Origin of the sequence: Yersinia sp. 2553 StPb PI, from assembly GCF_052217105.1 — a bacterium.
Taxonomy (GTDB): Bacteria; Pseudomonadota; Gammaproteobacteria; order Enterobacterales; family Enterobacteriaceae; genus Yersinia; species Yersinia enterocolitica_E.
This window is the reverse complement of sequence record NZ_JAZGPX010000002.1, coordinates 4607265-4629714: the sequence shown is the minus strand read 5'-3', so window position 1 is coordinate 4629714 and position 22450 is coordinate 4607265. Positions and strand designations below refer to the sequence as shown.

Genomic DNA, 22450 nt, shown 5'->3' with positions numbered 1-22450 from the left:
ATTAGCATAATGTCAGTATTTATATAGGTTATTAATACATTACGCAGTTCGTAACATCGGTGTTTGCGAGGGGAGAGGGAAAGATATTTGAAATTGTCACTGCCCCGCCATTTTTATGACGGGGATTGAATAACTGGCCCAGAGGGGCTAATTTTGCAGGGGCATTTGATATAGCAAATTGATTAACACCAGTACGCCATAAAGTTCACGCAAGTACGACCCAGACAGCGTTCACCAATCAGATAGCGGCGCAAAGCTTTCACTGTTGAGGATTCAGCCGCCACCCAGGCATAGAAACTACTGGCACCTTCGGCTCGCTCCCATAACACATCACCACCCAGACTATTCTCTGCTAATGATTGTGCCGCGACTTGCGCCGCAGCCGGAATTTGTACCCATTGACGTACCGCGTCAACTAACAAGCTGCCATGGGCGGGGTGATGCGGCGTATCACGTGGCAACCAGTAAACCTGCGCAAACGGAAATCGCTTAAGATTGATGCAATCACCCACCAGCGGTACCTCAAAAAAAGCTTGAACATGTGGAGGGTTAGCTTGTAATGCCAGCTGTTCCAAAATAGCCACCGCCGCCGGTAATGCTGTTTCGTCGGCAATCAGTAACGCCTGCATCATCTGCGCTGGCGGGATCCACTCATAACCGCCACTGTCAGATTGATACTCGGCATTCGGCGCAACAACCTGAATAGCATCGCCTGGTTTGGCATGTGTTGCCCAAGCCGATGCTGGGCCGGTCACGCCGTGCAAAACAAATTCCACGTCCATCTCGTTCTGCTCAGCACGCAATGCACGCAGTGTATAAGTGCGCATTATCGGTCGCTGCTCTTTCGGGATAGTCAGGTAATTACGATACCAATCGTCGCCTTTTGATACCTGAGTAATCAGACCGTTGTCTGCGGGCAATAGCAGCTTAATACGCTGATCTGGCGCTTCAAGTTTCATACGATTGACTTCTGGCCCTTCAAATACGCAACGTAACAGTGACGGTGAGATATTTTCTTTTACTTTCAATTTGATATCGAAAACTCGGTAGCTTGATGCGCCGGACATGACAGTTACTCTCCCGCAGAATGTGCTGTGACCCGATGCTGGCACCACAGCCAGCCACTTATCCCGCCCAACAGAACGGCCATCATCAGAGCCGCAGCAATCAACTGCGACTCACCGTAAAATTTTGCTACTAACGGCACCATCAACGCACTCATGCCATAACCCAATGTATGGCTGGTCGCTATCACCCCGGAACCTTTGCCCGTGGATAATTTATCGTTCAGCATCAATTGGTAACCCGGCGTTGCCATCGCCGCACCGAAAGAAGCTAGCGCACACCCCGCATAGAATAATACCAATGGCTGGGTACACATCAATCCTAAACCACCTACCATGAATAACGCTGCCACCAACAGAAGCTGAGAGGGGCTGAAACGTTGGGGGCGTACCACCAAAAACTGAGCCAACAAGGTACAACCTGCGGCCACGCTAAGCAAAATTGCCACATGGTGGCTCACCATGGTGGCTGAATGCCTGAATAATTGGTTTAAATGCGGTGCCAGACCAAGCTGCATCAGGCTGACAACTGCCGCCAGCAGCAGTGCACAGAGTAAATAGGGTAGCATGCTGAAACGTAAATGATTTTGTTGATGTGCAACCGGCGGCAATGGCGGATCATTGTATTGGCAACAGACCACCAACAGTGCGATCAATGGTGCTATTGCCATCAACCACAGCGGTGCCATTGGGTGTATTGAGAGGGCAAGAGCGGCACAAAGTGGGCCAAGAAGACGACCACAACTCAAGCCTGAACTGATGGTAGCTAATGCAGCCATGCGCTGCTCATACACTGCGCGCTGCAAGGCCCAGGTCTGGCAGGCGGGCACCATGCCTGAGACTGTCAGGCCATAGATAATACGTGCCACAATCAGCCCACCCAGCCCGACCATCTCCGGTAACCATCCCGCTGCTAAGCCCCATACCGCCAGCGTCAACAACACAAAACTTAGCAAGTAGCCAGCCAGCGCCATGATGACCACAAATTTACACCCACGAACCTCCGATTGCCGTCCCCACCACGGTGATCCGATCAAAAACAGCATGGATCCGAGGGTAAGTAAACCGGCCCACACCGACAGTGACAGATGTGTTCTGCTAACCAATACCGGTAACATGACCAATAAACCGTTCTGCCCAATCCCCAGCAAGCCGGCACAAAAGGCTAACGGCCAATTAGAAGAAGGTATATGCCCGCTTGAACGTGTTTCAGACTGTGATGAAATTTGCATTAAAAGTGAATTAACCGTTAATAACATAGGGGATTTATGCATATTTAATAGAAAAACTGTATCATAAGTTAATTGATAATGATAAATATTATTGATATAAGAATGATTCTCAATTGAATCAAGAGTGGCATGGAATAATGACTATCCAGTTAGAAACCGCGACAACCGATGTGGCTGCGCAATGTTTCCTCAACGCATTGATGCGTGAAACCCGGGACTGGCAAATCCTTCCGACAGCAAACAATCAACCCTATCCACAGCTCCATATCCCTCTTTCATCGTCACAAGCTATTCGTATTGCTTTACGCCATATATCCCCAACACAACATCATCACTATCTGTTCCCAGCCTATCTATATCAGCAGGACGATGGGGCGGGTACGGCACTTGGCATGGAACAGTTGGTGACCTTGTTGTTGGATAAACCCGCAGTAAAAGGTGACCTGTCAGATGAGGTGGTTACACGTTTCCGCCAGCGGGTTCTGGAAAGTCATGACAACACCCAACAGGCTATCAATATTCGTCTGGATTGGCCGTCACTGCGTGATAAGCCACTCAATTTTGCTCAGGCTGAGCAAGGCTTATTGGTCGGTCATGCCTTCCATCCAGCGCCAAAATCCCATGAACCCTTCAATGAAAAAGAGGCCCATCGCTATCTGCCAGACTTTGCCGCTCGTTTTCCACTACGCTGGTTTGCCGTGGATAAACGCTTTTTGCGCGGTGAGAGTCTCACCCTGACACTGCAACAACGTCTGCAACGTTTTGCCAGCGAGAGTGCACCACAGCTACTGGCACACTTTACCGATGATATTTGGCTGCTGCCGATGCACCCCTGGCAGGCTGATCACCTGTTGTCCCAAGAGTGGTGTCAGCAGTTGGTACAACTGAAAGCACTGCAAGACTTGGGTGAAGCAGGTGAACGCTGGCTGCCGACCAGTTCCTCGCGTTCGCTGTATAGCCCATCAAATCGCGACATGATCAAGTTTTCCCTCAGTGTCCGCCTGACCAACTCGGTACGTACGCTATCGGTAAAAGAAGCTAAACGTGGAATTCGCTTGGCCCGCTTGGCTCAAACCCCGCGCTGGCAAGCACTACAAACGCGCTATCCAACCTTCAGGGTCATGCAGGAGGACGGTTGGGCCGGTTTATGTTCCGCTGATGGCACGGTGCAAGAGGAGAGTCTGATGGTGCTACGCGACAACCTGTTGTTCAGCCAGCCAGATGCTCAAACCAATGTGCTGGTCACCTTAACTCAGGCCGCGCCAGATGGAGGCGACAGTTTGCTGGTTGCCGCAGTGCGCCGTTTGGCGGCGCGTCTAAATCTTCCGTTACGCCAGGCCACCCACTGCTGGCTGGATGCCTATTGCCAACAGGTCTTATTACCACTGTTCAGCACCGAAGCTGATTACGGTTTGGTGCTATTAGCCCATCAGCAAAACATTCTGGTAGAAATGCAACAAGACTTGCCGATCGGTATGTTGTATCGCGACTGTCAGGGCAGCGGCTTTACCCAAGATGCCACACCGTGGCTGGAAGAAATTGGCGAAGCCGGAGCGGAAAACCGCTTCACTGAACAACAACTACTGCGCTATTTCCCCTATTACTTGCTAGTCAACTCCAGTCTGGCAGTAACCGCCGCATTAGCGGCTGCCGGTTTCGACAGCGAAGAGAATCTGATGATGCGGGTGCGCGACGCACTCCATAACCTGCGGGCTACGGCTAAAAATACCCTTTGTTTAGATTACGTACTCGATAGCACGCATTGGAACTGCAAGGGTAATTTCTTCTGTTATCTGCATGACCACAATGAAAATACCATCGTTGATCCGGCAGTTATCTACTTTGATTTCGCAAACCCATTTCGTTTCCCTCACCAAGAGCGCCTGGGAGTTGCCCAATGATGCCACAAGCTAAGTTGATGCACTCCGCAGGCAGTTTTCGCTGTGAACAGTTGGAAAAAAATCTGACCCTCAGCTTAGGGTTGGACGGCAGCGCGGTATTGCACTCACCCGGACCATTGCCACCAGGCTGGCTGGTACCGGCATTGGATCAGTTGTTCGTTGCTGCACCGCAATTAACCGGTATTGCGTTGCCCTATGCAGAGTGGCGGGAAGAGCCGCAAGCACAGGCCGTGTTTGCCTTGAGCTATGGCGACTATCTGGCACGGGATCTATTTTATCAACTACCACTGTGGCTGGGAGCGGAACGCCATCGGGCGACTGATCAGATGCAGTATGACGCCGAGCGAGATATCTGGTTCCCACAACGTGCTGCGCGCCCTAACGGCGAAGTTTATCGCCGTTTCGATCCGCACATTAAACATACCCTGAGCTTCCGCTTACCGGAAATTGATCGCGACACAGAGCAGTTTACCCGCTGGATGAACTCGCCGCGCGTAGATGCTTTTTGGGAAATGAGTGGCCCGCTTGAGGTTCAGGCAGCGTATCTGCAACGTCAGTTGGATTCGCATTATTGCTATCCGCTCTTGGGTTGCTTTGACGATCAACCTTTTGGTTATTTCGAAGTTTATTGGGCAGCAGAAGACCGGATTGGTCGCCATTACCGTTGGCAGCCTTTTGATCGTGGACTACACATGCTGGTAGGTGAAGAGCGCTGGCGAGGAGCGCAATACATCCGCAGTTGGTTACGTGGCCTGACACACTATCTGTATCTGGATGAACCACGCACAACCCGGGTAGTAGCTGAGCCACGCGCCGATAACCAGCGCCTGTTCCGCCACCTGCCTGCCGCGGGCTACCACACCTTGAAAGAGTTTGATTTCCCGCATAAACGCTCGCGGCTGATAGTGAATCAGCGCGCAGATTTCTTCCAAGAGGGTACGGTATGACCACTGACAATTACGCCAACTGGCAGCGCGTTAACCGTCAGATGATCGCCAAGATCCTGGCTGAACTGGAATATGAACGCACCCTGCGTGCCGCGCCAGCAGGCCAGGCATGGATCATCACCTTACCGGGCGCGGTTTATCGCTTTAGTGCCGAACGGGGTATCTGGGGCTGGTTGCATATTGACCCCGCCTCATTGCACTGCGAAGGAGTGCCGCTGACCGCTGACCATATGCTACGCCAACTGGCGCAAGTGTTGCAGATGGACGATGCACAGGTTGCTGAACACCTGGAAGACCTCTATGCCACGCTGCGCTCAGACATGCAGTTACTCTCTGCCCGTCAGGGCATGAGTGCCGAAGATCTGATTGCCCTTGATGCTGATGCACTACAATGTCTGCTGGCTGGCCACCCAAAATTTATCTTCAACAAAGGCCGCCGTGGCTGGGGTCTAACCGCCCTGCATCACTACGCGCCAGAATATCAAGGGCAGTTCCGCCTGCATTGGGTCGCCGCCAAACGTGGCAGTTTTGTCTGGTGCGCGGATGCACAATTCCCGTTGGACAGGCTGCTCGACAGTGCGATGGATAGCTCGGAACGCCAGCGATTTGAGCGCCACTGGCAGCAGCTCGCGTTGAATGACGACTGGGTACCGGTGCCCTTACACCCATGGCAGTGGCAGCAAAAAATCGCCCTGCACTTCCTGCCACAATTAGCCGAAGGTGAATTGATCGAACTGGGTGAGTTTGGTGACCACTATCTGGCGCAACAATCATTACGTACCTTAACGAATGTCAGTCGCTGCGTACCATTTGATATCAAATTGCCACTGACCATCTACAACACCTCTTGTTATCGCGGCATCCCCGGTAAATATATCAGCGCAGGTCCTGCGGCTTCGCATTGGTTACAGCAAGTCTTTGCACAAGACCCTACGCTACGAGCAAGCGGTGCTGAGATCCTCGGAGAACCCGCTGCCGGTTATATGATGCACCAGACCTATGCCACCTTGAGTAAAGCGCCCTATCGCTATCAGGAAATGCTTGGCGTGATTTGGCGAGAAAATCCGTCCTGCTATTTACAACCGGGCGAACAGGCAATTTTGATGGCCACACTGATGGAAACCGATAATCAGGGGCATCCGTTGATTGCCGCCTATATTGCACGTTCGGGGCTGAGTGCCGAAGCCTGGTTAGCACAGATGTTTCGGGTGGTCGTGGTGCCAATGTACCACCTGATGTGTTGTTACGGTGTGGCACTGATCGCCCACGGCCAAAACATCACTTTGGTGATGAAAGACCACATTCCACAACGTGTGCTATTGAAAGACTTCCAGGGCGATATGCGCCTGGTTGATAAAGAGTTCCCGCAAGCGGCCTCACTGCCCAGTGTCGTGAAAGCCGTCACCGCACGCTTATCTGCCGACTACCTGATACATGACCTACAGACCGGGCATTTCGTCACCGTGCTGAGATTTATCTCACCACTGATGCATGTGTGTGGCATCAATGAACACCAATTCTATCAACTGCTGGCACAGGTACTGCAGCGCTACATGGCACAGCATCCAGACATGGTAGAGCGTTTCTCCCTATTTGATTTGTTTAAACCACAAATTATTCGTGTAGTCCTCAACCCGGTGAAACTCACCTATTCAGAGCAGGATGGTGGCAGTCGAATGTTGCCAAATTACTTGCAGGATCTGGATAACCCTCTTTATTTGGTCACCAAGGAGCTAGCCCAATGAATCAAACTTTAGATTTCATCGGCATTGGCATAGGCCCATTTAACCTCAGTATTGCCGCCCTCGGCAGCGAAGTTTCCGGCTTTAACAGCAAATTCTTTGAGCGTAAATCGCACTTTACCTGGCATCCCGGCATGATGGTGCCTGATTGCCACATGCAGACCAGCTTTTTGAAAGATTTGGTCAGTGCGGTGTCGCCAACCAATCCCTATAGCTTCCTTAACTACTTAGTCCAAAGGAAGAAATTCTACCGATTCCTGACGACTGAACACCGAACGGTTTCACGGGAAGAGTTTGCAGACTACCTCAGTTGGGCTGCCCATGGGTTGAGTTCGCTAGAGTTCAGCCAGGATATTCAGAGTGTGGATTTTGACGACCAGCAGCGCCATTTTGTCGTGACCACAACACGCAATGTCTACCATGCACGCCATGTTTGTCTGGGGATCGGCAAACGTATCAAGTTGCCGGAATGTGTCGGCGAGCAAAACGATCGCTGTTTCCATGCCAGTGAAATGGCACTGCGCAATCCCGATCTGGCTGGTAAACGTGTCACCATCGTCGGTGGTGGTCAGAGTGGAGCTGACCTGTTCCTCAACATCTTCCGCGCAGAGTGGGGCCAACCGAAACAGTTAGATTGGATTTCACGCCGGAATAATTACAACGCACTGGATGAAGCCGCTTTTGCCAATGAGTACTTCACCCCGGAATACGTTGACGGTTTCTATACTCTGAACGACAACGCCAAGCAACATATGCTGGCTGAACAGAAGATGACGTCTGACGGCATTACCAGTGAGTCGCTACTGGCTATTTACCGTGCTATGTACCATCAGTTTGAGGTGTTACGTGAAAAGCCTTGGGCGCGCCTGCTCCCTAGCCGCTCACTGACAGCGATGCATCCGCAAGGTAACGGTTACCAATTAGTCACCCATCACCATCTCGATCAGGGCAAAGAAACCTTTGACAGCGACGTGACTATCTTCGCGACCGGTTATCAACAGGAACGTCCGGCATTCCTTAAACCACTGGCCAGCCGCCTGATGACCACTGCCGATTATCAATACCGCGTGGCTCCCGACTTCACCCTCGATTGGCGCGGCCCACACGATAACTGCTTATTTGCAGTCAACGCCGGTATGCATAGCCACGGCATTGCAGAACCGCAGCTCAGCCTGATGGCTTGGCGATCGGCGCGTATTCTCAACCGGGTTTTAGGTCGTGAACAGTTCGATTTAACATCCACCCCGGCGGTGATCCAATGGCGCAGCCAGCCGCCGGCCGTTATTCCCCGCACAGATCCCCTCGTCCTTGAAACCGCAGGGGGGTTAGCTGCACGTGCGCGCGCAAATCACTTACTTGAGTAAGCTCATCGGGATGTGTTTGCAGGCTGCCTACCTGCAACTCCAATGAGTTTGGGTTTAAAACAATCGTTAAACCAACTTTAATTTTTAACATAACCTCCAATATGGGAAAAAGAGAATAACAATGAAACGCAGACACCTCTGGGTATTAAATCCGTGCCTGTTAGCTATGCTCGCGCCCGCAGCATGGGCAGAAGATCAAATGGTGGTTTCTGCCAGCCGCTCACACCGCAGCGTGGCCGAAATGGCACAAACCACCTGGGTGATTGAAGGTCAGGAACTCGAACAACAAGTTCAAGCTGGCAAGGAAATCAAAGATATTTTGGCGCAATTGATTCCTGGCATGGATGTTAGCAGTCAGGGCCGGACCAACTACGGCATGAATATGCGTGGCCGCTCAATGATGGTGATGATCGATGGCGTGCGCCTGAACTCTTCACGCAGCGACAGCCGTCAGCTTGACTCCATAGATCCGTTTAATATTGGGCATATAGAAGTTATCTCCGGTGCCACTTCGCTTTACGGTGGGGGTAGCACTGGTGGCTTGATCAATATTGTGACCAAAAAAGGTCAGGCAGAAAAACAGGTCGAACTACAAGTTGGCGGCAAAACCGGTTTTAACAGCCATAACGATCACGATGAGAATATCGGGGCTGCGGTGAGCGGCGGGAATGAGCAAGCATTCGGTCGTTTTTCTGTTTCCTATCAACGTTATGGCGGCTGGTATGACGGTAAAGGCGATGAGGTGTTGATCGATAATACCCAGACCGGCCTGCAATATTCCGGTCGCCTTGATGTGATGGGCACAGGTACCTTCAACATTGATGACCATCAGCAATTGCAGTTAACCACCCAGTATTTCAACAGCGAATCCGATGGCAAACACGGATTATATCTGGGGGAAAACTTCTCGGCAGTGACGGGTACCGGCCAGGCATCTAACAGCGGCAATCTGAACTCAGATCGTATTCCGGGCACTGAGCGCCATCTCATCAACCTGCAATACTCCAATACCGACTTCTGGGGTCAGGATTTGGTGGCACAGGTGTTTTACCGTGATGAATCATTGACCTTTTATCCGTTCCCAACCCTGAACAAAACAGGTACTGCGGTAACCAGTATTGGTGCATCACAGCAGAAAACCGACTTTTACGGCGGTAAACTGACGCTAAACAGTAAACCCATCGACAGCCTCACGCTGACTTATGGTGTCGACGCGGAGCATGAAAGCTTCAACGCCAACCAGCAGTTCTTCAATCTGGCACTGGCACAGCAGTCTGGCGGGATGACCTTACAAAATGCCTACAATGTTGGCCGTTACCCAAGTTACACCACCACCAATCTCGCGCCGTTCCTGCAAACCAGCTATGACATCAACCCCATCTTTACCCTGAGTGGTGGCGTGCGTTATCAATACACCGAGAACAAGGTCGATGATTTCGTCGGCTATGCGCAACAACAAGCTATTGCTAACGGCAGCGCGACCTCCGCAGATGCAGTGCCAGGCGGGAAAACGGATTACAACAACGTCCTGTTCAATGCCGGTTTGCTGGCGCATCTGGCACAAAACCAGCAGACGTGGTTCAACTTCTCTCAAGGGTTTGAGATCCCCGATCTGGCGAAATATTACGGCTCCGGGACCTATCAGTTGGTCAACGGCCACTACCAACTGCAAAAAAGCGTCAACGTAAATGACTCCAAGCTGGAGGGTATTAAGGTTAATGCTTATGAATTGGGCTGGCGCTATACGGGTGATAACCTGCGCACTCAAATCGCAGGTTACTACTCACTGTCTGACCAAACTATTGCCATCAACAAAACAGACATGACCATCAGTGTGTTGCCGGACAAACGCCGGATCTACGGGGTTGAAGGCGCAGCGGATTATTTCTTCGAAGACAGCGAATGGAGTACCGGAGCAACATTTAACCTGATTAAATCTGAGACCAAAACTGACGGCAAGTGGCAGAAACTCACTGTTGATACCGCCAGTCCGTCAAAAGCCACCGCTTATGTTGGTTGGGCTCCGGGTGATTGGAACCTGCGGGTACAATCCCAGCAGACCTTCGATGTGTCAGACAGTAAAGGCCGTAAACTTGATGGTTATAACACGATTGATTTCCTGAGCAGCTACACCTTGCCAGTGGGTAAAATCAGCTTCAGCATCGAAAACCTGCTGGATAAAGAGTACACCACCGTTTGGGGCCAGCGCGCACCAATTCTGTATAGCCCCACCTACGGAGCACCTGATCTCTATACCTATAAAGGACGTGGCCGTACCTTTGGTGTGAACTACTCTGTGTTGTTCTAATCACGGGATAAAAACGGGCGTAAATATATAGTTACGCCCGTTTTTCACCTTAACGATAATAGACCGCGATATGCTGATCTTGTACTTTTTCGATACGGATTTTTATATCGAAAATCTCTTCAAGAATATCGGGCTGCATAATCTCTGCGGGTGCCCCTCGATAAATAACCTCACCATTCTTCATCGCAATAATGTGGTCAGAATACGCAGAAGCAAAATTGATATCGTGGATAACGAGAATAATGGTTTTGTGCAATTCATCTGCGGCACGCCGCAATTGTTTCATCATCGCAACGCAATGTTTCATATCTAAATTATTTAATGGCTCATCCAGCAGGATATATTTTGTATCCTGACAAAGCACCATTGCTACATAGGCGCGTTGCCGTTGCCCCCCCGAAAGCTCATCAAGATAGCGATCCTTCAGCGGCACCAGATTAAGAAACTCCATCGCAGCATCAATATACTGACGGTCATTTTCGTTGAGCCGCCCTTTTGAATAGGGATAGCGCCCGAAGCCAACCAAATCTGCTACAGTCAGGCGGCTGGTGAAGTGATTTTCCTGACGTAAGACTGACAAAATAGTCGCCAGTTTATCGCCAGAGGTTTTCGCCACATCCAAGCCATTAAACAGCACACTACCAATATCAGGCGCCAGCAATCGGCTCATAATCGACAATAACGTAGATTTGCCAGCACCGTTTGGTCCAATGATTGAAGTAACACCACCAGAAGGAATGCTCTCATTTATATTATTGAGAACCGCTGTATCCTGGTATTTTTTATTAATGTCATTAATTTCAATCATACCGGAGCCTTTTTTATTAAAAGATAAATAAACAGCGCACCACCGACAAACTCAATAACCACCGATAATGTCCCAGACATATTCAGTAAGCGCTCCAAAATCAATTGCCCACCAACCAATGTAATGGTTCCCAGCAGAAAAACACCGGGTAGCAAATATTGATGGCGGAATGAACCAACAATTGGATAAGCCAAATTAGCGATAAGCAAACCTAAAAATGTCAGCGGCCCCACCAGTGCTGTAGAGATGGCGACCAACAGCGAGACCAGCAGCAAAATAGTGGTTATCTTTTTCTGATAGGCAACGCCGAGATTAATTGCGGTATTTCGACCAAGGGCGATAATATCGAGACAATGGCGCATGCGCCAAACAATAAGGCCCACAATTACAACTATCCCCGTAGAAACGGCAATAATCTCTGCTGGCGCTCGGGTAAAGGTGGCAAACACCCTCCCCTGCAATATGGCAAACTCCCCCGGCGAAAGAAGACGTTGCATCAGGCTCGATAGACTGCGGAACAACGTGCCACAAACCAAGCCAACCAGCAGCACCTTATGCAGATTGATCCCCACACCGGTCAGTAACCAACGGTAAAGAAACACCGAGAACAATAACAGCAGTGCCGACTCACAGAGAAATTTCCCCGTAATACCTAGCACTCTGAAACCATTGGCATCAACAAAAAACACCAACATGGTCTGGATGAGAATAAACAGTGCTTCTAATCCCATCACTGATGGCGTCAAAATACGGTTATTGGTTACTGTTTGGAATAAGACAGTAGCAACTCCCGCAGCAAAGGCCACCAACAGCATGGTGGCTAGAATAAGACCGCGATGCACCAGAATATACTGGATGTTGCTTCCCAGATTAATTGTCATGAAGATGACAATCGCAGCGACTGCAATAATGCTCAACAGTAACAACCGCTTTGCCGGTATGCTTAATGCCCGATTTGCGCCCTGAAGCCAATTCCCTTTTGATGAATACTCATTAACCTGCATGGCGTTTTGTCCTAACAATTAATAATAGGAAAACCAGTGCACCAATCGCGCCCAGAATAACGCTGGCAGGGATTTCAAATGGGTAGCTAATTAATCGACCAATAATATCGCATAACACGACCAGACCACCGCCACAAAGACTCACCCAAGGTATGGTTCGGCGCAGGTTATCTCCCATCGCCATACTGACAATATTGGGTACAATCAAACCGAGAAAAGGAAGCACGCCAATCACGACCACAACCACGCCGCTGATGATGGCTATAATAGACATTCCCGTCAGCATAACGCGTTGATAATTTAGCCCAACATTGACCGAGAAATCCCGCCCCATGCCTGCCACGGTAAAACGATCAGCGATTAGGCAGGCAATCAGCGTTAAGGCTCCCACTATCCACAACAACTCATAGCGACCCTGCAAGACACCCGAGAAATCACCAGACTCCCAACTGCCCAACGATTGCAGGAGATCAAACTCCATCGCCACAAAGGTTGTTACTGCACTAAATACCGCCCCCAGCATAATGCCGGTCAGCGGCACCATCAGCGCTGATTTCATCCGCATTCGCGCCAACAACATCATAAAAAGTGCCGTCCCCCCCATCGCGAATACCGTAGCCACCAACATTTTCACCATCACCGGAGCTGATGGACTGAAAACCATGACCAACAATAAACCAAGGCTGGCGGACTGGGTCGTACCCGCAATAGAAGGTTCGACAAAACGGTTCTGCGTCAGCATCTGCATGATGAGGCCAGCAACACTCATGGCGCTGCCAGCAAGGACTAATGCCAACGTTCGTGGCACCCGGCTAAGTATAAAGATGTCGCGCATATCGGGATCCGACCAGACATCGGCAAAAGTGACATGGCCGGCACCGATAAACAGGCTACAGATCATCAGGCCCAGTAAAATAACCAGGCCAACTAGAAAGCTAAGATTCTTCATCAGTGAGAATTACTGCGCTGGCGCTGATTTATCCAACACAGCACTGACCTTATCCATCAGTTTTGTATAACTCTGTACGCCACCGGCAATATAGAGCGAGGAAGAGTCGAGATAGATAACCTGATCATTCTGCCATGCTTTGGTTTTATGGATCAGTGGGTTATCAAGAATCTGTTGTGCCGATTGGCCTTCAGTACGCCCAATGGCATTGTCTCTATCCAGTACAAACAACCACTCAGGATTAGCATTGAGAATGAATTCAGAGGTCACTACATTCCCATGACTACCCGTTTGTTCGAAAGTGGCCGCAGGGGTGAAACCTAACTCATCAAACACAAAACCGAAACGGGAACCCGGCGTGTAGGCCGACATTTTCCCGCCGCTGACCATCACTACCATGGCTGATCCGGCATTAGCTGATTTTTGCTTTATCTCGTTTATCTGAGATGAGAATTTGCCCAGCAGTGCCTTCGCTTCTTCTTCTTTACCAAAGATAGAGGCCAGTTGCTCAGTACGCTGAGTCAGACTCTGGGTAAAGTGCTTGGTATCGACATCAAGTGCGATAGTCGGTGCGATAGCGCTAAGTTTGTCATAAGCATCATGAGCACGGCCACCGGCAATGATCAGGTCAGGTTTAGCCTGACTTAACGCCTCGTAATCGGGTTCGAATAATGTGCCAGCATTCAGGTATTCAGTGCCGCTGTATTTGGATAAAAATGCGGGTAGATGAGTACTGGTTTGCGGGACACCTGCCACCTTAATGTTCAGGGCATCGGCAGTATCGAGCACGGATGGGTTCAGTATGATGACTTTTTGCGGGTTTAGTGGAACCTGAGTAGTTCCTTGCGCATGTTCAATACTGATTTTGGCTGATTCTTCTGGCGCGGCAGATGAATCATCACACCCTGTCATCGCAACAGTTGCGGCCAGTAATGACGAAAATAAAGCTAGACGTAATTGCATTTTCTCTCCTGAAAAGTGGGGATGTAAATATCCTTGAGTGCTAACGCTAATGATTTGCATTACTAATGTCGGAATGATACCCATCTATGCATACGATGAACAGGTTCCGTCATCAAGCTTCTGATAAATTGACAGGATTAATAGATCGCTTAGATACATTTGGCAGAATTAATACACAGAAGAAAAAATCGTAAGATATTGTATTTACTTAATATAGTTACCAAATTAAATATGTTTATCATGACCTGATTATATTATGGAGAAATTATGAATTTTCTACGCCAATGCCACCAGTTCTCTTGCCCAAGGTAGATAGAGCTGCTCATCCGCCTATTCTTATCAGCACTAAAAATGGGCGAATGTCAGGCTTATAGGTCTATATTCAACGCGCAACAGCCTCTATTATCGATACGTAACTGCCGGTATTTATGATGCAGTTTAGTTTCAGATCGGCTCCGGCGAGTATCACTTTCAGCTCAGCTTCGGGGCGTTCTCTCCCACCGTCAAAGCTCCCCATCAAGAGCAGATCCATATTTTTCCCGAAGTGAGGGATATTACCTTCAGGAATAATGGTATCCATAATGAGGACTTTTCCATTAGGAAGCATGGCCTTACGACAATTATGGAGTATTAGTGTTGTCTTTTCATCCGGCCAGTCATGAGTGATATATTTTAATAAGTAAAAATCTGCCGGAGGACATGATTCGAAGAAACTGCCAGGCTGGAGCCTCCATCTTGAGTCATCCCCCAGTTCACCAAGACGATGTCTTTCCAGCACCGGAGCTTGATCGAACAAAATACCGTGCAGTGTCGTATTAGCCTGTAATACTTTTAGCAGCAATCCGCCTAACCCTCCCGCAATATCAACAACGGTGGCATGGTCTGGGAAATGATAGCTACGTACCAGAGCCAGGTTTTCCACCGCCGACATCCCGGTGTGAAAATCATATTCAGGAGAGCGAGTCTGTGGTTGCGACCAGTATTCGAAAAACGACACACCATACAGTTGTTTAAAAGCAGAGTGGCCGCAAACGCTTTCAACGATATTCCCCTGCGGGCCCCAAAATGTCTCATCGGTTAACATCAGTACAGCAGAACGAAGCGAATGCGAGGTCGCTGCACACAAAAACTTAGCCGCTGCCCGCAGTGATGAGTTGAAAAAGATGGAAAAGCTGACAGAGGTAATCATTATAGATTAAAATTTTTTCTCTATTTATCGCGTAAAAACTAATGTTCACATGCGATTATCTGGCAGATTGAGTCATCTCACCCAATAATAATCTCTGTAGGAATATGATGGCAAAGATTGTTATGGTGATGTTTATAAATGGTTATCTTATGTTTCGCTTAGTATACTTATTGGCATGTTATTCATAATTCTGGTGTGAGCAATATGTCGACTTATGCTGTGCGTAGTGTCATTTGGGTTGGGATATACCTTTTTTTTATTCTGGCCCCTCTGTTGGCATTATTAACCGGTACATTACCCCCAGCTCGAGATTTCTGGACGGAGTTTTCGATTGCCCTTGGTTATGCCGGATTGGCAATAATGGGGCTACAATTTGGTCTGACTGCCCGTTTTCGTTATGTCACCGAACCTTGGGGTGAGGATATTATCTATCACTTCCACCGCCGAATCTCTTTGATTGCAGTCGGGCTGGTTATCGCACATCCCTTAATCCTGTTTGTTGTTCGTCCAGAGTTATTGGCACTACTAAACTCCTTCGACGCGCCGTGGCGAGCCCGTTTTGCCGCCCTATCAACCTATGCATTAATTGCTTTGGTTATTACCGCATTGTGGCGAGTTCAACTAAAAATACGCTATGAAATCTGGCATTTATCTCACATTATTCTGGCCGTAGTGGCGGTTGTTGCCGGGGTCATGCATATGGTCGGCTGGGGGTTTTACCTCGACGACCCATTAAAAAGAGCACTTTGGGTTGGCCTGATTCTATTTTGGTTTGGTTTGCTACTGTATGTGCGGATAGTCAAACCGCTGTTTATATTGCGACGCCCCTATCGCGTGGTAGCAGTACGGCAGGAACGGGGTGATACCGCCACCTTAGTAATGATGCCCGATGGCCATGACGGTTTTCGTTTCACTCCCGGACAGTTCGGTTGGTTAACCATTTGGGGTAGCCCGTTTAACATTACCGCCCATCCGTTCTCTTTTTCATCCAGCGCACAGGTGAGTGACGGGCGCGTGGAAATGTCGATCCGCAATCTGGGGGATTTTACCTCTAACATACCTAAAGTCCCCATCGGGCAACGGGTCTATTTGGATGGTCCCTATGGAGCATTCACATTAGGAAATCCGGCAGACATGCATGTTCTGGTCGCCGGTGGTGTGGGGATAACGCCAATGATGAGTATGTTGCGAACACTGGCTGATCGCGGTGACCAACGGCCAGCCCTGCTACTTTATGGCAGCAAAGATTGGGAATCGATCACCTTTCGTGAAGAGTTAGAAGCATTAAAATCACGGCTTAATTTGGTCGTGGTTCATGTGTTGTCGAACCCCGCGCCAGACTGGACAGGGGAAAAAGGATTCATTGATGCCGAGGTGTTCAAACGGCACTTGCCCCCTCCCTATGCCAGTCACGAGTATTTTATATGTGGCCCCAATGTCATGATGGATGCTATCGAGTCTGCACTGAATGAAATCGGTGTTCCTATGTCGAAGTATCATTCAGAACGCTACAGTTTTGCCTGAGGAGTTTACCGATGCGACGTCTATTTGCTGAACGTTTAGTGATTGCCACGGCTGTGGTTGTGATTATGGTGGCGCTGCTATTTGCCTGGCTGCGGGTGGCTGGGTAACAGCATAAAAGCGGTCAAGAGAGCGCACGCCACCAGATGGCAAACCGCACCTTGGCCGCACTGTATTGTTACCAAAACCCACAACTGACGTCATTGGCAGCAAAAATTGCTATAATGGGGCATGTTTAGTGTCGATATCGTCTTGCAAGTCCCCTTTATCTGGGGAATGACCTTACATCTACCCCTAACTCACCCGCGTGTAGATGTCGGTCGCCCTGCACCACAAGGTAACCCTGTTAAAACACTGCAACATCCATCAACGGGCCGTTTTATCGTCAAATGGCCGTAACCTCAAACTGTACAGACTTAAATAGGATCTAACTTACACAGAGCCAGGCCCACCCGCCTTTTCAGGTGTGTTCAACCGTCGTTGAGGCAGTTCAACGATATGGGTCTTGCCACAACTGAGATTAACTATGCTGACTCTGCTTCATCTGCTTTCTTCTGTCGCCCTGCTGGTGTGGGGAACACACATTGTTCGCACCGGTATCATGCGTGTTTATGGTGCCGATCTGCGCCGGGTTCTGAGCGCCAGTATTCAGAAAAAACCCACGGCTTTTATCGCCGGTATTGGTGTCACGGCGCTAGTACAGAGCAGTAATGCTACCGCGTTACTGGTTATCTCATTTGTATCGCAGGGGCTTATCTCCTTGTCGCCGGCCTTAGTAATTATGTTAGGGGCAGATGTCGGGACGGCGCTGATGGCGCGGGTGCTGACATTTGATCTCTCCTGGCTCTCACCGTTGCTAATCCTGGGTGGGGTTATTGTTTTCCTCGGTCAGCGCAAAAGTCGGATTGGTCAGATGGGGCGGGTAGGCATCGGTCTCGGGTTGATTATTCTGGCACTGCAACTGATTGTCACTGCCGCCGGGCCGATTACGCAAGCAACCGCCGTGCAAGCCATTTTTTCATCTCTGACCGGTGATACCATTCTGGCATTATTGATTGGCGCACTGTTCGCCATGATCAGTTATTCCAGTCTGGCCGCAGTATTGCTGACCGCCACACTGGCCGCTACCGGTTTAGTTCCACTAAATATCGCTCTCTGTATTGTGATTGGCTCTAATCTGGGCAGTGGTTTGCTGGCACTGATCAGCAGCCGTGGGCAGAATGCCATCTCCCGACAAGTGGTGCTGGGCAGCCTACTGTTTAAAGTGATCGGCTGTATTTTAGTCCTCCCTTGGGTCAATATGTTAGGGCAATGGCTCATTAGCCGTAATTTGCCCGCCGCCGAAGTCGTCATTTACTTCCACGTATTCTATAACCTGCTGCGCTGCTTGTTGATGCTGCCATTTGTTGGAGTGATGACTCGTATCTGTAGCCGATTAGTCAGCGATGACCAAACTACCCTACAACCCTCGGCCCCGCGCTACCTTGATATTACCGCCATCGATACTCCTTCGTTAGCCTTAGCAAACGCAGTGCGGGAAACCCTGCGAATGGGTGATGTGCTGGAGCAGATGCTCGTGCGGTTTAAAGAAGTACTGGAGGGGAATAAACAGCAAAAGCATGAAGTCAGTTTGTTGGAAGATGAAGTCGACATGCTGTATAGCGCCATTAAACTCTATTTAGCGCAAATCCAGCAGGATGAGTTGGGTGAGATTGATTCCCGTCGTTGGGCTGAAATTATTGATACGGCGGTTAATCTGCAACAAGCCGGCGATATTATTGGCCGCATGACTGCTGATGTGGCAGCCAAGTCACTCAATGCTCGTAAGCCATTTTCGGCCGAGGGGTTTGAAGAGTTAAATACCCTGCACACCCGTCTGGTAGCCAATCTGGATTTAGGAATGTCGGTGTTTTTATCCCGCGATATCAATAACGCCAAACGCCTACGTCGTGCCAAGCATCGTTTCCGTTTATTAAATCGCCGCTATTCTCACTCTCACGTTGAACGCCTGCATCAACAAAATGTGCAGAGTATTGAAACCAGCAGTCTGCACATGGGGCTATTAGGTGATATGAAACGTTTGAATTCACTGTTCTGCTCAACCGCATACCATGTGTTAGAAGTGCAGGAAGAGGCATTAGATTAAGGTAATAGCGGAGTTTACATTGAGGAAGGGGGCTATATACCCCCTCCCCTGATAAGCTATTTAGCGGCAAACAAGCAGATAGTTCGGGTTAACTCATACGATTTTACAAAGGAGCTAATTGGCAAAAATTCAAACGGTGAATGGAAGTTATGGGCTCCGGTGAAATAGTTTGGTGTCAATAACCCCTGAGTCGATAACGCTGCACCATCGGTGCCGCCACGCATTGGGATCACCTTAGGTTCAATATCCAACGCGGCCATGGCAGAGAAAATCAAATCAATCGCCTGGGTATCTTCACCTATCGAGTTGCTGATATTGCTGTAAACGTCGGTGACTGAATGGCTGATTTTCGCTCGTGGATACTTCGCTGCAATCTGTGTAACCACCTCACCAATTCGCTGTTTGCGTGCCTCGAATAACGCATTATCAAAATCGCGAATCGCAATCTTCAGTTTGGCGTGATTGGGGTTGGCAACCACATCAGTAAACCAGACATACCCTTCCCGCCCTTCAGTATGTTCCGGTGTTTCCTGTGGGTCGAACTGACTGATAATGTCATAAGCTACGCGGATAGGGTTGATCAGCACATTTTTGGCAGACATAGGATGAGCCGTTACCCCAACAATATCAATTTCGGCTGAGGCGGCGTTAAAGTTCTCAAATACCACCTCCCCCAGTTCGCAACAATCAATCGTGTAGGCGAAATCAACATCAAACCGTGCCAGATCCAACGCTTTGGCACCGCGCAAACCAATCTCCTCATCCGGCACAAATGCCACCACGATATCCCCATGGCAATCATCGGCACTCAGGTTCTCCAACAGCGTCATCACCACCGTGACCGCCGCTTTATTATCCGCCCCCAACACGCTGGTGCCATCACCAAAAATAATTTCTTCATCTTGGTAACGAAGGATTTCCGGGTGCTCTGATGTGCGCAGATAGATACCCTGTTCAGGATTCAGGCAGAGATCACTGCCGGTAAAGCGCAACCGCTGCGGGTGGATATCAGGCGATAAACCAACATCAACGGTATCAATGTGCGTAATGAAACCAATTCGTGGTGCGGCGGGTTGGTTGCCGGGTTTACGGGCAGTTACCGTCGCATAGGCATCAATGACGATATCTTCCAATCCTAACTGGCGCAGTTCTTCTGCTAACATTTGCGCCATCTTATGCTGCCCGACCGTGCTGGGTAGCGTCATTGACGCGCCATCACTCTGGCTGCTCACCGCCAGATAACGGAAGAAGCGTTGGGTCAGTTGTTCTGAGAGTGCCATTGTCATTTCTTATTCCTTATAGACTTAATTCATATCATCAGCATTGCAGGTAAACAGGGGATTAACTGCCAGCCGGATAGGTATACCCACTCTGGAATCCTAGCGGGATACCCAACCCCCAGAACAGATATAGCATCAGGGTTAATACAATGGTCAGCCCAAGAGTATAAGGCAACATCATGGCACAAAGCGTCCCAACCCCGGTTTTAGAGCAATACTGACGGCAATACATAATGATCAACGGATAGAAGGCAAACATCGGTGTCGAGATATTCACCGTTGAGCTAACACGGAAACTGGCCTGGGTCAGTTCAGGGGAGATACCAACTGCCATCAACATCGGGACTAATACCGGTGCCAGAATCGACCATTTGGATGAAGCCGATGTGATAATAATATCTAAGGCGCAAGACAGCAGAATCACCCCAAGAATAGTGAAACCGGCTGGCATTGCCAGGGTGCGCAGGAAATCCGCCCCAGAGATTGCCAACAACGTGCCGATATTGGAATGGCTGAATGAATAAAGAAACTGGGCGCAGAAGAAGCTGAACACTAAAAACGAAACCAATGAACGGGTAATATTTTCCATGCTGCTGGTAACGTCTTTGGTGCTTTTGAAGGTACCGGCACTAAAGCCATAAATCAGCCCGGGAATGGCAAACATAAAGAACAACAAGGGTACTATCGCCTGCATAATCGGTGCATCAGGGCGGGTCAGGCTGCCCTCGGGCGAGCGCAATAAGGAATTTTCCGGGTAAAGCGCAGCCGCCAGGCCAATCAGCATCAACAACATGGTCAACCCGGCTTTTTTAAACGCTTTACTCTCTTGAGCTGTCACTTTTTGCAGTTCATCACTGTTGTGGAGCACGCTGAGATCGTCATTTAATGGCATCGACTTAACCAGACGTGGCTCAACAATTTTCTCGGTAATAAACCAACACACCAAAATCACCGCAAAGGTACTGCCAAAGCTCAGGAAATAGTTACACAACACATTGACGTTATAACTCGGGTCAATTATATGTGCCGCACCTTGGGTGAAGCCCTGCATGATCGGATCGATAATCGATGGCGTGTAACTGGCAGAAAATCCGCCGGCCAAACCCGCGAAAGCGGCGGCGATGCCCGCCAACGGATGGCGACCACTGGCATAGAACATCATGGCAGACACTGGCATCAAAATAACATACGCCGAGTCAGATGCGACGTGACTCACCACCCCGATAAATATTACTGCGGGTGTCAAAATTCGTTGTGGCGTGACGTTAAGCATCTTTTTCAGCATCACCTGAATAAAGCCACTGCCCTCAGCAACCCCGATCCCTAACGTTGCCACAATAGTGATAGCCAGTGGTGGGAAGTTGATAAAATTTTTGACCATAGTGGTAATAAAGGTCACCAACTCAACGGGTGCCAACATATTAGTCACTTTAATCTGATCACCCGTCAGAGGGTGGTAATAGTCGAAATTGATAAATGACAATGCAAAGGAGAGCGCCCAGCACACACCCAATGCATAAATAAATAACATAGTGATATCTGGCATCGCATTACCGATACGCTCGATGGTATTCAGTATTCCGGTCTGCCGGTTTTCCTGCGGTTCTATAGCTGACATATCCTGTCCTTTCCCTGTAAAGCGGCCGAGGCCAAAACGGACAAGAAATACGCGTGACTTCCTGTCGCGAGAGAGTGATTGCGGGGTGTGGGAGAAAACAAAGCCAATATCTAACGGGGTGAAAAACTGATAAACCCTGTCAATACAAAACCAAGAGATCAAACTAACTTAATGAATAATATAATATTTTTATATTCAATTTTTTATAACAAAAATCTTAAATCGTCAATTTAATTTCATTACACATTTAATTTAATGCAATATTAAATACCATAATTTAAATAATGATATTGATTTAGCATCGTACAATACAGGAAACTCAGCTTAATAAGCTGCCAACAAAATAAATTCAAAATATAAAACCAAAAGAATCAACTACAGCCACCACTGTCATTAATATTTTTCAGTACAGCT

At 49.1% G+C, this 22450-nt stretch carries 17 protein-coding genes; 8 read left to right on the top strand and 9 right to left on the bottom strand.

Features of this window, described 5'->3' with window-relative positions:
• Positions 1 to 182 precede the first annotated feature (182 nt).
• Positions 183 to 1067, bottom strand: coding sequence for a siderophore-interacting protein (locus V2A84_RS22420; RefSeq protein ID WP_083162541.1), 885 nt, complete (start codon positions 1065 to 1067; stop codon positions 183 to 185).
• 5 nt (positions 1068 to 1072) lie between these two features.
• Complete coding sequence (locus tag V2A84_RS22415) at positions 1073 to 2296, bottom strand: MFS transporter (protein ID WP_083162539.1); 1224 nt, start codon at positions 2294 to 2296, stop codon at positions 1073 to 1075.
• 137 nt (positions 2297 to 2433) lie between these two features.
• Between V2A84_RS22415 and V2A84_RS22410 the strand changes: the two genes are divergently transcribed.
• The 5 genes from V2A84_RS22410 to V2A84_RS22390 all read left to right on the top strand — a co-directional run bounded on the left by V2A84_RS22410 (position 2434) and on the right by V2A84_RS22390 (position 10558).
• Positions 2434 to 4197, top strand: a complete 1764-nt coding sequence (locus V2A84_RS22410; RefSeq protein ID WP_083162537.1) for an IucA/IucC family protein — start codon at positions 2434 to 2436, stop codon at positions 4195 to 4197.
• Complete coding sequence (locus V2A84_RS22405; RefSeq protein ID WP_083162535.1) at positions 4194 to 5144, top strand: GNAT family N-acetyltransferase; 951 nt, start codon at positions 4194 to 4196, stop codon at positions 5142 to 5144. The genes V2A84_RS22410 and V2A84_RS22405 overlap by 4 nt, the downstream gene beginning before the upstream one ends.
• Positions 5141 to 6889, top strand: coding sequence for an IucA/IucC family protein (gene iucC, locus V2A84_RS22400; RefSeq protein ID WP_083162533.1), 1749 nt, complete (start codon positions 5141 to 5143; stop codon positions 6887 to 6889). The genes V2A84_RS22405 and iucC overlap by 4 nt, the downstream gene beginning before the upstream one ends.
• Positions 6886 to 8250, top strand: a complete 1365-nt coding sequence (locus V2A84_RS22395) for a lysine N(6)-hydroxylase/L-ornithine N(5)-oxygenase family protein (protein WP_083162531.1) — start codon at positions 6886 to 6888, stop codon at positions 8248 to 8250. Before iucC ends, V2A84_RS22395 begins: the two co-directional genes overlap by 4 nt.
• Before the next feature lie 121 nt (positions 8251 to 8371).
• A complete protein-coding gene (locus tag V2A84_RS22390) occupies positions 8372 to 10558 on the top strand; it encodes a TonB-dependent siderophore receptor (RefSeq protein ID WP_083162529.1) in 2187 nt (728 codons plus the stop codon).
• A 49-nt stretch (positions 10559 to 10607) separates the two neighbouring features.
• On the opposite strand, the gene V2A84_RS22385 is transcribed toward V2A84_RS22390, so the two are convergent.
• The 5 genes from V2A84_RS22385 to V2A84_RS22365 all read right to left on the bottom strand — a co-directional run bounded on the left by V2A84_RS22385 (position 10608) and on the right by V2A84_RS22365 (position 15471).
• Complete coding sequence (locus tag V2A84_RS22385; RefSeq protein WP_083162527.1) at positions 10608 to 11366, bottom strand: iron ABC transporter ATP-binding protein; 759 nt, start codon at positions 11364 to 11366, stop codon at positions 10608 to 10610.
• Positions 11363 to 12370 carry an iron chelate uptake ABC transporter family permease subunit gene (locus V2A84_RS22380; protein ID WP_083162525.1) on the bottom strand — a complete coding sequence of 336 codons (1008 nt, stop codon included), beginning with the start codon at positions 12368 to 12370 and terminating at the stop codon, positions 11363 to 11365. The genes V2A84_RS22385 and V2A84_RS22380 overlap by 4 nt, the downstream gene beginning before the upstream one ends.
• The gene (locus V2A84_RS22375) at positions 12360 to 13319 is read right to left on the bottom strand and encodes an ABC transporter permease (protein ID WP_083162523.1); all 960 of its coding nucleotides are present in this window, start codon (positions 13317 to 13319) and stop codon (positions 12360 to 12362) included. Before V2A84_RS22375 ends, V2A84_RS22380 begins: the two co-directional genes overlap by 11 nt.
• A gap of 9 nt (positions 13320 to 13328) precedes the next feature.
• The gene (locus V2A84_RS22370; protein WP_083162521.1) at positions 13329 to 14282 is read right to left on the bottom strand and encodes a siderophore ABC transporter substrate-binding protein; all 954 of its coding nucleotides are present in this window, start codon (positions 14280 to 14282) and stop codon (positions 13329 to 13331) included.
• 382 nt (positions 14283 to 14664) lie between these two features.
• A complete protein-coding gene (locus V2A84_RS22365; RefSeq protein ID WP_083162519.1) occupies positions 14665 to 15471 on the bottom strand; it encodes a methyltransferase in 807 nt (268 codons plus the stop codon).
• Between the two features lie 204 nt (positions 15472 to 15675).
• Here V2A84_RS22365 and V2A84_RS22360 point away from each other — a divergent pair, with 204 nt between their 5' ends.
• The 3 genes from V2A84_RS22360 (at position 15676) to V2A84_RS22350 (ending at position 19138) form a co-directional block, all read left to right on the top strand.
• Entirely contained in the window at positions 15676 to 16995 is a 1320-nt protein-coding gene (locus V2A84_RS22360) for a ferredoxin reductase family protein (protein WP_083162517.1), read from the top strand.
• Positions 16996 to 17223: 228 nt separating this feature from the next.
• The gene (locus V2A84_RS22355) at positions 17224 to 17391 is read left to right on the top strand and encodes a hypothetical protein (protein WP_193784775.1); all 168 of its coding nucleotides are present in this window, start codon (positions 17224 to 17226) and stop codon (positions 17389 to 17391) included.
• Between the two features lie 127 nt (positions 17392 to 17518).
• Positions 17519 to 19138, top strand: a complete 1620-nt coding sequence (locus V2A84_RS22350) for a Na/Pi cotransporter family protein (protein WP_083162515.1) — start codon at positions 17519 to 17521, stop codon at positions 19136 to 19138.
• A 56-nt stretch (positions 19139 to 19194) separates the two neighbouring features.
• Here the strand turns inward: V2A84_RS22350 and pepT are convergent, their stop codons facing one another.
• Positions 19195 to 20424: a peptidase T gene (pepT, locus tag V2A84_RS22345; RefSeq protein WP_083162513.1), complete on the bottom strand. Its 1230-nt coding sequence runs from the start codon at positions 20422 to 20424 to the stop codon at positions 19195 to 19197.
• Between the two features lie 55 nt (positions 20425 to 20479).
• On the bottom strand, positions 20480 to 22036 hold the full coding sequence (locus V2A84_RS22340) for an AbgT family transporter (protein WP_083162511.1): 1557 nt from the start codon (positions 22034 to 22036) through the stop codon (positions 20480 to 20482).
• Positions 22037 to 22450: the final 414 nt, after the last annotated feature.